Below are 12,203 nucleotides of genomic sequence, written 5' to 3' on the forward strand. Positions count from 1 at the left end.
ACATGATCTAAGGCTCTGCGTTTTCGCGCAGAGCCTTATTTTTGTTTTTTTGGAATTCATTCAATTAAAAGCAGGAGATCGGATCGGAATGATCGAATATAATCGTTTCCAATAATCGAAGTCACTTTATTTTTAACAGAAAGAGGAAAATAATGAGTTATTTTCAACAGGAAGATATACGAATTCATTACCAAATCTATGAATCAAATGTTCGAAGCTGCGATACGATCGTTTTGTTGCATGGCGTAGGACTTAGCGCAGCCTCATGGAACTGGATTATCCCTTATCTAACGAGCCATTCCCGTGTTGTCGCACTTGATCTGCGGGGGCATGGACTATCGGAGCGCGGCACGAAGCCAATTAGCTGGCGGCTATTCGTCGATGATTTGCGGGCATTGCTCTTGCACCTGAATATTGGACGTGTTCATCTTATGGGACACGGCTTCGGCGCCAATGTTGCGCTCAAATACAGCATGAATTACATACAAGACGTAAGCAGCTTAATATTAATTGCCATACCGATCATGTACCCGAAGAAGACGGCCCAGAAGCTTCTTTCGAACCGGAAGCAGTTAACTGCAGATGGCTCGATGAGCAAGCTTGCCTATCGAATGGCGCAGAGCATTACGTTGCTTGATGAGGGGAGTCCCATTTTCCAAGCAATCATTGCAGATTACAGCCTCGTTGAGCCGAAGACGTATTTGGATATTATTGAGTTATATGCAAACCATCCGCCTAGAGACGATCTCAAATTTACGCAGAGCCCGATATTGCTGCTTGCTGGCGATCGAGACCCTGTGTATCTCGCTTCGATGCACATTTCTTCACAGATGTTGATGAATAAGAGGCTGCTCATCGTACCGGAAGCCTCGAACGCCATTTTCATAGATCAACCGGAAGYAACGGCGAAGTGGGTAAATAAGTTCATAGCGCAACCGATAATGGATAATTACCGGCATGTATTAATGAATGAAGCGAGCGCCGCGGAAGTGTTCGGTGCGTTCGAGGAAATGATTGAAGCCGGCGTCAAGCAGGTGGATGAAGAGAATACGCTGCACGTTGACTTTCTTGATTCGTTTCGAGTGCGGGTGAATGGGGCGGAGGTTGTTGAGGGCTGGAACAAAAGGTATGCCAAGAACCTGCTAATATACCTTGTGCTGCATCCGACTTCCACTAGAGAGCAGCTATGCGATGCGTTATTCCCCGATCGTCCGCTCCGGCAGGCGCTTAACAATCTGAAGGTCTATCTGCATTATCTGAAAGGGCTATTAACGCCAAGCGAAACAGATAAGCCAATATTGTATATGGATAAGCAATATGTTGCGCTTCAAGGCACTATAAAGTCAGATGTTCTTTCTCTCATTCAGAAGCTAGTCGATGTTGCGAATGAAACGGAGACGATAGCGAAGCAACAAGCGGCAAGTCGGCTGCTTGCAGCTCTTCCAACCGTGCTTATGCCTGGTGTCTACGACGATTGGATCATCCCGTTAAGAGAGTCTCTTGAGCATCAGACATCCGAGCTTGCGAAGTATGAGTGGCTTTGTGTAACGAAAGTGTAACCGAACATTTGGTACAATATGGATCGTGTTGTTAAAACAGTTGAGGAGGATCATGATTTTGAACAGATTATCAAAAATAATGTTGGCATTAGCGCTCGTATTTACCGTATTCGCATCAGCCGGACAGGTTAATGCCGCGTCTTCGACGACGGCAGTGAATGTTACGATTGACGGGGTGAAACAAAGCTATAAGCAGCCAGCGGTATTATCTAACGGATCGGTGCTTGTGCCGCTCCGCCCGATCTTCGAATCGCTGGGTGCACAACTTCACTGGGATGCGAACGAGAAAGTAGCGACGGCTTATAAAGACAATCAAATCGTGTCGCTGCGGATCGGCAGCAGCGAAGCAAGAATCGGCGATAGCTATGTAGGGCTTAACCAACCTGCACAAATCATTAATGGAAATACGCTTGTCCCTGTTCGATTTGTCAGCGAAGGGCTTGGGGCGGAAGTGAAATGGAACAGTGCGACGAAGACGGTAGAAATTAAGAAACGCGATGCGTCGCCGGACAAGCAAGTGTACGGCTATACAATGAACGTTACGCAGGACTTATTGCAATCGATATCCGTATACGGCGTTTCCCATATCGGCAACATCGCCTCGTCTACACCGCTGTTAGCCGGCAGAGAGTTCTATTATTACTTCGACGATCTGGTAGGCGAAGGCGACAAAGTAGACTTCCCGTTCGCTCGCATTCGTACGTTCAATGGAGATGCCGCGGCGTTCGAGCAGGCGGATCATGAGGATTTTACTTATTTAGCTACTGCGAACGGTATAACTTTCGCCTATGATCTGATGTTTGATTCGGCAGATCAGGTTCGCGAGTTGATCTACGAAGATTATAACTATTATGGCGAGGAGCTGTCGGATGCTGGCTATAACCGTGTAGCCAAAGCGTTCGAGCWGTTTCCAGCGGCAATTCAATCGTTCYAAATGGTAACGCAAAAGCCTGCGGTCACGACGCTTACGAACTCCCGCAGCTACGAAGGCTTGTGGACGGGAGCAGATAATGGTTCGATATCCCTTACATTCATTACAGACCAGGAAGCCATTCTGAAGTATAGCGAATATGGCGTCGATACGGTCGTCTCGTTCTTCTCGGACAATACATTGAACTATCACTTCTACGATAAGTTCATCATTGCAGAGGACGGCAAGCTGTCGCTTGAACGACCTATTGTCATCGACGGTATGTTCGACGGCGAATATGAAACGATTGCGTTTACGAAATAACGAACGATAATGGAGCGAATGAGACAGCCACGGGCGGCAAGCCTGGCTGTCTTTCTTTTTTGCAGCCTTTTCAAATGGGTCAATTGTTGCCATACTAGAATTTGTAGTCATCGCATCATCATGAACAAGCAGGAGGCGTTATGCACTTTCTATTCGAACCTGTTCGTTTCGACGACAAGCATCTGAGCTGGAGCGGCCGGACACGATCCGTTAAGGATTATCCGGGCTTTTATCATTGGCATCAATGCACGGAAATATTGTTTGTCCATCAAGGGGTTGGCTACATAATCGTCAATCAGCGCACCTATGAGCTGCGGCGGGGGATGCTGTTCGTATTCCAACCGTTTCAATTGCACAAAATTTTCGCCGATGTCGCGCAGGATAAGCCGTTTGAGCGTACGATCCTGTACGTTGACCCGTCACAAACGGAAGAAGCGCTGCGCCCGTTTCCGAAGCGCCATGCTCTCTTTCATAAGCTATGGAAAGATCAGGGAATCCGAACGGTGTTCGATATGCAGGAGGAGACAGGACGATTGGAAGCGTTATTTGAGAGCTATGGGTTGCTTGAAGCTCGAAGCCGAGAGTATGATCAAGAAGAGATCACCTTGCTGCTGCTGCAATTAATGGGGAGCATTGCTTCGGTGCGAGACGAGGAAGAGATGCAGGCATCTGTGCATAGCTTTGAACGAAAGCCGCGTTATTCGGAGCAAATGATGCAATGGATCGAAGCCCATTACGCGGAGGAAGTTACGTTGGAGCGGCTGGCGGAGCAGCTTCATTTGTCCAAATATTATATTTCACGGGTCTTTCATGAGGAAACAGGAAGCCAGATTACCGAATATTTGACGGCGAGGCGCATTAAGCAGGCGTGCAGGCTGCTGCAGACGACGGTCTACTCGGTCGAGCGAATCGGGATTGATGTCGGCTATCCTAACGTTTCCTATTTCATCAACATGTTCAAGAGAGTTGTCGGAACGACGCCGCTTAAGTACCGCCAGCGCCATATGGGGCTGTAAATGGCCGCTTATAAGAGAAAAGGGCTAACCACTTGTCACCGTAGGTGATTCGTGATAGCCCTTTGTGTTTAAATATAACTATAGAACGCGACGTGCAGTAACGTAGTACTTCTTCCAGTAGCTGCTGTTCAGATCGGAGAGCGTAACGCCCTGGCTGCTGGAGCTGTGAACGATCTTATTGTTGCCGGCGTAGATGGCAACGTGGCTGATTGTTTTCCCGTTCGTCTTAAAGAAGACGAGATCTCCCATGCTGAGCGAACCTTTCGCGACTTTCTCGCCTTCGGTTGCTTGCGCTGTCGAGGTGCGAGGCAGGCTGACATCGAATGCTTTGAAGATGAATTGGGTGAAAGACGAGCAATCGAACGCGTATGTAACGCCAGCTGGTGCGCCGTACTTATAAGGTGTTCCGATGAAAGTTTTGCTTTCGGAAATGAGTTTGATTGATTCGGTCGTTGCTGCGTGAGCGTGTTGCGTGTTCGAACCAAAAGTAAATGCCGACAGGACGATGGCGGCGCAAATGCCCGCTTTAGCAACCGTTTTAAATACGTTTGTTTTTCTCATGATGTCAGGATATCCCTTCGTGTTTCGTTTTATGAGTTTACTATAACACACTCAAAAACCGGCATTTTGCCCGTATGAGAGAGCAAAAGCGCTTATTTCGGGGATTATGAGCATTTATGAGAAAAAGATGAAAAATTATTAATGTTTGCGGCGTATAGTTGCCGCTTAAGGCATTACAGCTCCTCGTGCCGATACATACAGCTCGTTCCATTGCTCTCTAGTCATTCGTTCGGCTTGCTGGATAGCGTCCTTGCAGGCGATGATGCGCTCCGGATTAGCGCTTCCGATAACAGGCTGAATGCGCGACGGATGACGCATAAGCCAACCWAGCGAAATCGCCTCCGGTGTCGTTTCGTTCTGTTTCGCAAGCTTAGCGATCAGCTCGGTTGTAGCAAGCTCTGCCGCGGATGGGTTATCCGAAGGTTTGCCTGTAAATCTGCCGCGGGCGAGCGGGCCCCAGGCTTGAATTTGCATATTCTCGGTTTGCATGTATTCCATTAATCCATCAGCGAAGTTGGAGGCGAGCCCTGCTTGCTGGTTCACATGGATGCCTTGATTGAGCCAGTCTAGCCGTGCAAAGTTCATCTCCAGTTGATTAACGACAAGCTCGTCTTGAAGCTCGCGCTGGATGAACCGAATTTGTCCGGGGCTCATATTGGAGACGCCGAAGTGACGAACCTTGCCTGCTTGCTTCAAAATATGGAATGCTTCCGCGATTTCCTCGGGTTCCATGAGCGGATCAGGACGATGCAGGAGAAGGACGTCCAAGTATTCGACTCCAAGACGTTCCAATGTGCCGTCGACGGACTTTAGAATATGCTCTTTGGAGAAGTCGAAGCGGGTTAACTTGCCGCCTTCGGCGAGCACGATTCCACATTTCGATTGAATAACGATTTTGTCGCGAAGGTCGGGCTGCTGCTTCAATACTCGTCCGAAAACAGCTTCGGCTTTGCCCATAGTATAAATGTCTGCATGATCGTACATCGTGATACCAATCGAAAGAGCTGCTTCAACGGCAGCTTGCCCTTGCTTAATATGTTCGGTTGTATACGGTTCGCGATTCCAGCCTCCACCGAAGCTCATACATCCAAGCACAAGGCGGCTGTCGGAAATTCCACGTTTCTCTAGCGGCATTTTTCTCATCTTAAACGATACCTCCATTTGGATAAATGATATGACGGTGTCTATTATACCTTCATGCAGGCATTCGCATAAGCACTGAAAAAAAGTTCACTAACTAAACTTCGAGCGCAGCGTCATCATGTGAGTATGGTAATAGTTGCAACCGCTTTATTTTGCTGATACATTACTAGTGAACTTATGAACTCATTCTAGCAGGCTTCATATACGGGAGGGATTCGCGTTGGCTTTAATTACTTGTCACTTTTTCTCGGAATCGCTAGGTCTTAGCACATCTATGACCGTCATATTGCCGCAGGAGACCACGGGGCAGATTGGTCTTCGTAATGTCGGCTCGCGCAAAAAGTTTCCGACGCTTTATTTGCTGCACGGCTTGTCGGACGACGATACGATCTGGCTGCGGAGAACTTCGATCGAACGATATGTTGCGGAGCTCGGCCTTGCAGTCGTGATGCCGAATGTACATCGGAGCTTCTATACAGATATGAAGTATGGCAACCAATATTGGACATTCCTGACGGAGGAGCTGCCAGCCGTAGCGCGCTCGTTCTTCCCGCTGTCGGAGGAGCGTGAGGATAACTTTGTGGCCGGGCTGTCGATGGGCGGTTATGGCGCATTTAAGTGGGCGCTTCGCCATCCGGACCGCTTCGCCGCAGCAGGCAGTCTCTCAGGAGCAGTCGATCTCGTAAAACATATCGAGAGCGGCAAGAGCCCGATTGCCGGCATTGAGCAGCTCTTCGAGCAAATATTCGGCCAGGAGTCGATTCGCGGTACGGATAATGACCTTATACATGTTATGCAGCAGCAATCCGGATCATCGGCAGAGAGGCCGCTCCTGTATCAATGCTGCGGAACGGAGGATTTCCTCTACGAGGATAACGTATCGTTCCGCGAAGCCTGCTTGGAAGCAGGTTATGAGCTGATATACGAGGAAGGCCCGGGCAGTCATGACTGGGGTTATTGGGATGAGCATATTCAACGTTTCTTGAAGCTCCTTCCTTTGAAGTAGATGAGTGAATAGAGAGCAGCAAACGATTTCGTGCTTAGAATCAAGAGCATGAAGCGTTTGCTGTTTTTTTTCTTTTTCCTATAGAATATGGGGTTGCAAAATAGAGGTAACCGCTATATCATTTGTTTAGGATTAATAAATTAGTAATAGAAATAACATTTTTATTAATTCATTGAAAAACATAACCTACATTAACATTAAAAGTGAGGGAAATTCGATGAGCAATCGCATCACAATCAATGCCGATGTGGCAGCAGGCACAATCAACCGCAATATTTACGGACATTTCTCCGAGCATCTCGGTCGTTGTATTTACGAAGGAATTTGGGTTGGAGAGGATTCCCCGATTCCGAATACGAACGGCATTCGCAACGACGTCGTGGAAGCGCTTAAGAAAATCAAAATTCCAGTCCTTCGTTGGCCGGGCGGCTGCTTCGCTGACGAATATCACTGGAAGGACGGCATAGGTCCGCGCGAAGGCCGCAAACGGATGATTAACACGCATTGGGGCGGCGTACTGGAGAATAACCATTTCGGCACGCATGAGTTTCTGATGCTGTGTGAAATGTTGGAGTGCGAGCCTTACATTTCCGGCAACGTAGGCAGCGGCACGGTACAGGAAATGTCCGAATGGGTCGAGTATATGACGTTCGACGGCGTGTCTCCGATGGCCGACTGGCGCAAAGAGAACGGCCGCGAGAAGCCTTGGAACGTGAAGTACTTCGGCGTGGGCAACGAGAACTGGGGCTGCGGCGGCAACATGCGACCTGAGTATTATGCCGACCTGTATAGAAGATACCAGACGTTCGTGCGCAATTACGGCGACAACAAAATTTACAAGATCGCATGCGGCCCTAACGTAGATGACTACCGTTGGATGGATGTCGTTATGCGTGAGGCGCACAATCATATGGACGCGATTTCGCTTCATTACTACACCGTTCCGGGCGAGTGGACGAACAAAGGTCCGGCAACAGGATTCACGGAAGACGAATGGTACACGACGATGAAAAAGGCGCTATGGATGGAGGAGCTTATTACTCGTCATGAGACGATTATGGACCGTTACGATCCGAAGAAGCGCGTAGGTATGATCGTCGATGAGTGGGGAACATGGTTCGACGTAGAGCCGGGCACGAACCCAGGCTTCCTCTATCAGCAGAATACAATTCGCGATGCAATCGTGGCAGGACTTACGCTTAACATTTTCCACGATCATTGCGACCGTGTCGTTATGGCGAACATTGCGCAAGTGATTAACGTGCTGCAAGCCGTCATTCTTACGGAGGGCGAGAAAATGGTTCTGACGCCGACCTACCACGTATTCGATATGTACAAGGTGCACCAAGATGCGACGGCGCTGACGACTTCGATCAGCGGCGATGAGTACAAACGCGGCAGCCAAGCGATTCCGCAAGTATCCGTGTCCGCTTCCAAGGATGCGGAAGGCCGCATTCACGTCAGCCTGTGCAATCTCGATAACGAGAACGCTGCGGACGTGGACATCGATCTTCGCGGACTAGCCGCTGCAGCCATTAAGGTAACGGGCACGGAACTTACGGCTTCCGTTAAGGATGCGCACAATACGTTCGAACAGCCGGATACGGTTGCTCCTGCGGCTTACAGCGCGTTCTCGGTCGAAGGTTCGGCTATTCGCGCGAAGCTGTCTCCGATGTCGGTTACGGTGCTTGAAGTTATCGCCGAGTAGGTGCGAGACATGGCCAGCAGCGCGGGGCAGTGCAAAGGCTGCCGAGACGATTACCGTGTAACCGATGCGCAGATAGACCGCATATTGTCTGCGCCGATGTTCCAATCCGACATTTGCGTTCCGGACGATGTGTATGCGGAGCGGCTTGAGGCATGCAGCAAATGTGAGAAGTTCCAATACGGCACGACCTGTGCCGTATGCGGATGCTTCGTACGTATCGCGGCCAAGTACAAGGACCGCGCCTGCCCGAAGGCCGGCGACAGCCGCTGGGCGAAGCATGTGTCATAAGCTTGTGTTACTTATTTCTACGACAAGCCTCCCGTGAGTGAGCGGAGCTGTTTTTTTACTGCTTGTGAAATAGATAAGATGGAATCTTCAGCTTAATGTAAGTACATTAGTCAAAATGATCGAATTAGGATGGGAAATCCATCCTATCCCGGTTTGTGAGCCAAGATGGACGATCAACAAGCCTAGCTTTTGTACTATAGGATGGGAAATTCATCTTATTGAACGTTATAATAACGAGCTACTTAATAATAGGATGGAAAAGCCCGCTTATCGCAAAACAGCAAACGAATGTTAGCTGCTTATTAGCCGACCGGCGGCGAAAAAAGAGGCAGTGCCGAACATCTCGGCACTGCCTCTTATTCGTATTTTACTTATAGCTCGGCAGCCAAGTGCCGTGCGCTTCGATCAGATCGTCGCAGAGCGAGACGATGTCGTCCATCGACAGCTCGGCGGACGTATGCGGATCGAGCAGTGCCGCATGGTAGATATGATCGCGCTTGCCGGTGATGGCAGCTTCGATCGTCAGCAATTGAGTGTTGATGTTGGTACGATTCAGAGCCGCAAGCTGCGGCGGCAAGTCTCCGACGTACGTTGGCGTTACGCCGTTCGCATCGACGAGACAAGGTACTTCCACGCAAGCTTCCTTCGGCAAGTTGGTGATGAGTCCTGTATTCATAACGTTAGCACCGATTTTGAACGGTTTGTTCGTCTCAATAGCCTCGAAAATATAAGATGCATATTCATGACTGCGGCAGTGCTCGAGATTGCTGTCATTAACGAGCGACTCGCGCATCGACTTCCAGCCCTCGATTTGATTGACGCAGCGGCGCGGATATTCGTCGAGTGGGATGTTGAAGCGCTCCACAAGCTCAGGGTAACTTTTCTTAATGAAGTACGGGTGATACTCGGCATTATGCTCGGACGATTCGGTAATATAGTAGCCGAACTTAAGCATAAGCTCGAAGCGAACCATATCGTGATGCTTTTCCTTCTGCTTCTCCGCAGCGCGGCGTTTAATTTCCGGATACAGATCGACGCCGTCTTTGCTTGCTTCGAGCAGCCAAGCCATATGATTGATGCCGGCAATATTCCATTTGACGCCGGTCGGGTCCATATCCAGGTGCTTGAACAGGTCGGGTACGCATACTTGCACGCTATGGCATAGACCGACCGTGCGCACGCCGCCGTACGTATTCATGACATTCGTAAGGACGGCCATTGGGTTCGTGTAGTTGAGGAATAAGGCGTCCGGGCATACCTCGTTGATGTCGCGGGCGAAGTCAAGCATAACCGGAATCGTACGAAGGTTGCGGAAAATGCCCCCAATGCCGACCGTATCGGCGATCGTCTGACGCAAGCCGTATTTCTTCGGAATTTCGAAGTCGGTAATCGTACAAGGATCATAGCCGCCTACTTGGATCGCATTCACGACGTACTTCGCGCCGCGAAGAGCTTCCTTACGATCTGTATACGCTTTCACGACACAGCTGCTTCCACTCGTTTGCTTCAGGTTGAGCAGCATTTTCTCGGAATCGCTAAGACGAACGGCGTCGATATCGAATAACGCGATTTCGAAGCCTTGAAGTGCGGGAGTATGCATAACGTCACCCAAAATGTTTTTGGCGAAGACCGTACTGCCTGCCCCGATAAAAGTAATTTTCGACATAATCAATAATGACCTCCTGGATTAGTATAGTATGGTGTTGCTGAATTTGAAGTTGCTTGAATCGATGCGTTATTCACAACTTCAGTATAACGAGAAGGCAATGAAATTAATATGGAATTAACGATTTTATATATGGAGTAATGTTGCATCATTTAGTATGATGTAAGTAGTTCGAATTCAGGGGGCAATCAGATGGAAACGCATCATCAATTTGCGGTATCAGTCAATTCGGCGCCTATGAAAGGCGAGATGTCCGTATTATTCAGCGGCCGAGGCAAGCCTGTCGGCGGGCATTACATTGGCCCTGCCGTACATGATCATTATTTGATCCATGTCGTGTTGGCAGGTGAAGGCGTATTTGAAACGTTAGGCGAATCTTATGTGTGCAAGGCGGGTGATGTATTCATCATTTTCCCGGACATATTGGTTAGATATGAAGCGGATAAGGTGAATCCGTGGCAATATATGTGGGTAGCTTTCACGGGCGATATTGCAGATGCTTCATTGTCGGCCATCGGGATAACACCTGATCGGGCCGTCATTCGCGATTGCTCGCTTCAGGCGATGAAGAAGCTGTTCCGCAGCGTTAGGAGCAGTATTGAGCGGGAAAGCTTCGCCTCGCTCGGCAATATGGAGGCGTCGGGCTGGCTTAGACTTATTTTGCATGAAATAGCGAGTAAGGGGGAGGGAGCGGCAGAGCATTCGGAGTCGGCTGCCGGGCAATCACGTTCTTACCGTCAAGTCGATCAGGCGATTCGCCTATTGACACTTCAATATGGGCAACCCCTGTCGATCGAGAGCCTCGCTCATCAACTAGGCTACCACCGGGCGCATCTGAATAAACTGTTCAAGGAGGCGACGGGGCTGTCGCCAATGCAATATTTATTCAAGGTACGAATGAAGAAGGCTGAGGAGCTGCTGGGAGGCGACTTAACGATTGCCCAGATTGCGTCATCCGTAGGCTACAACGACCCGCTCTTCTTTACGAAGCAGTTCCGAAAGTGGAGCGGGCGCACGCCAACCGATTATAGACGAGGAATTGAAGCTGACAGGCGTCCATAATGACACTCTATTTTCATTAGGTTTCGGCGTCCATCGTCTGTACAGAACGCCGAATGATGAGGTCGGCAGGGAGGACGATTTTTTTCCAAGGAAGAACCGCTTCCTTTTCTTGAATGCGCTCGATGAGCATTTGCGTGCCCATGTAGCCGAACTGATACGCTTGCTGGGCGGCAACGGTCAGGAACGGCTCMGCTTCCGAATAGGGGCCAAGATCGTCGAAGCAAACGAGCGATAGATCGTCGGGAACGCGCACGCCGCGTCCGCGCAGCATTCTAAGCGTCTCCACGGCAAGTACGTTATTGCCCGCCACGATAGCGGTCGGTTTCGGATCCAACTGCTGAAACCATTGCTCCATATCGGATAGGTCGCTAACAGGGCCGAAGCTCGTTTCGAACAAATAACTCGCATCATAGCTTAGATCGCTTAGCTTAAGTCCGTCCTGGTAGCCTTGCAGCCGAAGTCTGGCGCTGGACACCGAGGGCGAGCCATTGACCATAGCGATATGGCGGTGACCGGCGGCGACGAGATGCGAGACCAGCTGCCTCGCGCCTTCCTTGCTGTCTCCGAGCACAATGTCGCATTCGATGCCGGGCACTTCACGGTCAAGCAGCACGAACGGCACGTTGTGCTTTCGGAGCGTCTCAAGATGCGGCAGCGACGGATCGCCGGCAGGAGCGACGAGCACGCCGTCCACGCGCGCGGTCAGTATCGTCGTAATATAGTCCGCTTCCTTCTCGAGGCTTTCATCGCTGTTGCCGAACAGCAGCCGATAGCCGAACTTTTTGGCAGCATCCTCCGCACCGCGCGATAGCGTCGTGTAGAACGGATTCATGATGTCCGTAATAAGCAGGAACAGCAGCTTGGTTTGCTGAAGGACGAGGCTGCGAGCCGTTTGGTTCGGCACATAGTTCATTTCCTCCATTACACGCTTTACCTTTGCCCGTGTCTTCTCACTGATTT

At 49.8% G+C, this 12,203-nt stretch carries 11 protein-coding genes; 7 read left to right on the forward strand and 4 right to left on the reverse strand.

The features are described 5' to 3' along the window. The first annotated feature begins 152 nt into the window (after positions 1-152). From AB4Z33_RS28755 to AB4Z33_RS28765, 3 genes are all read left to right on the forward strand, one after another. A complete protein-coding gene (locus tag AB4Z33_RS28755) occupies positions 153-1,559 on the forward strand; it encodes an alpha/beta fold hydrolase (RefSeq protein ID WP_442053195.1) in 1,407 nt (468 codons plus the stop codon). A gap of 58 nt (positions 1,560-1,617) precedes the next feature. Then, positions 1,618-2,793, forward strand: coding sequence for a copper amine oxidase N-terminal domain-containing protein (locus AB4Z33_RS28760; protein WP_442053196.1), 1,176 nt, complete (start codon positions 1,618-1,620; stop codon positions 2,791-2,793). 140 nt (positions 2,794-2,933) lie between these two features. Next, entirely contained in the window at positions 2,934-3,809 is an 876-nt protein-coding gene (locus AB4Z33_RS28765; RefSeq protein WP_442053197.1) for a helix-turn-helix domain-containing protein, read from the forward strand. 78 nt (positions 3,810-3,887) lie between these two features. On the opposite strand, the gene AB4Z33_RS28770 is transcribed toward AB4Z33_RS28765, so the two are convergent. Together AB4Z33_RS28770 and AB4Z33_RS28775 are read right to left on the reverse strand one after the other, a co-directional pair. Continuing rightward, entirely contained in the window at positions 3,888-4,370 is a 483-nt protein-coding gene (locus tag AB4Z33_RS28770; protein ID WP_442053198.1) for a C40 family peptidase, read from the reverse strand. 165 nt (positions 4,371-4,535) lie between these two features. Beyond that, a complete protein-coding gene (locus AB4Z33_RS28775; RefSeq protein WP_442053199.1) occupies positions 4,536-5,513 on the reverse strand; it encodes an aldo/keto reductase in 978 nt (325 codons plus the stop codon). 220 nt (positions 5,514-5,733) lie between these two features. Here AB4Z33_RS28775 and AB4Z33_RS28780 point away from each other — a divergent pair, with 220 nt between their 5' ends. The 3 genes from AB4Z33_RS28780 (at position 5,734) to AB4Z33_RS28790 (ending at position 8,515) form a co-directional block, all read left to right on the forward strand. Beyond that, positions 5,734-6,519 carry an alpha/beta hydrolase gene (locus AB4Z33_RS28780; protein WP_442053200.1) on the forward strand — a complete coding sequence of 262 codons (786 nt, stop codon included), beginning with the start codon at positions 5,734-5,736 and terminating at the stop codon, positions 6,517-6,519. Between the two features lie 217 nt (positions 6,520-6,736). Next, the gene (locus AB4Z33_RS28785) at positions 6,737-8,227 is read left to right on the forward strand and encodes an alpha-N-arabinofuranosidase (protein WP_442053201.1); all 1,491 of its coding nucleotides are present in this window, start codon (positions 6,737-6,739) and stop codon (positions 8,225-8,227) included. A 9-nt stretch (positions 8,228-8,236) separates the two neighbouring features. Then, the gene (locus AB4Z33_RS28790; RefSeq protein ID WP_442053202.1) at positions 8,237-8,515 is read left to right on the forward strand and encodes a DUF6171 family protein; all 279 of its coding nucleotides are present in this window, start codon (positions 8,237-8,239) and stop codon (positions 8,513-8,515) included. 367 nt (positions 8,516-8,882) lie between these two features. On the opposite strand, the gene AB4Z33_RS28795 is transcribed toward AB4Z33_RS28790, so the two are convergent. Further along, entirely contained in the window at positions 8,883-10,181 is a 1,299-nt protein-coding gene (locus AB4Z33_RS28795) for an alpha-glucosidase/alpha-galactosidase (protein WP_442053203.1), read from the reverse strand. Between the two features lie 192 nt (positions 10,182-10,373). Here AB4Z33_RS28795 and AB4Z33_RS28800 point away from each other — a divergent pair, with 192 nt between their 5' ends. Continuing rightward, positions 10,374-11,243, forward strand: a complete 870-nt coding sequence (locus AB4Z33_RS28800; RefSeq protein WP_442053204.1) for an AraC family transcriptional regulator — start codon at positions 10,374-10,376, stop codon at positions 11,241-11,243. A 16-nt stretch (positions 11,244-11,259) separates the two neighbouring features. Here AB4Z33_RS28800 and AB4Z33_RS28805 read toward each other — a convergent pair whose 3' ends face one another. After that, positions 11,260-12,201: a substrate-binding domain-containing protein gene (locus AB4Z33_RS28805; RefSeq protein WP_442053205.1), complete on the reverse strand. Its 942-nt coding sequence runs from the start codon at positions 12,199-12,201 to the stop codon at positions 11,260-11,262. Between the last annotated feature and the right edge of the window lie 2 nt (positions 12,202-12,203).

The organism is Paenibacillus sp. 2TAB19 (assembly GCF_052115185.1).
In the GTDB taxonomy this organism is placed as follows: Bacteria; Bacillota; Bacilli; order Paenibacillales; family Paenibacillaceae; genus Pristimantibacillus.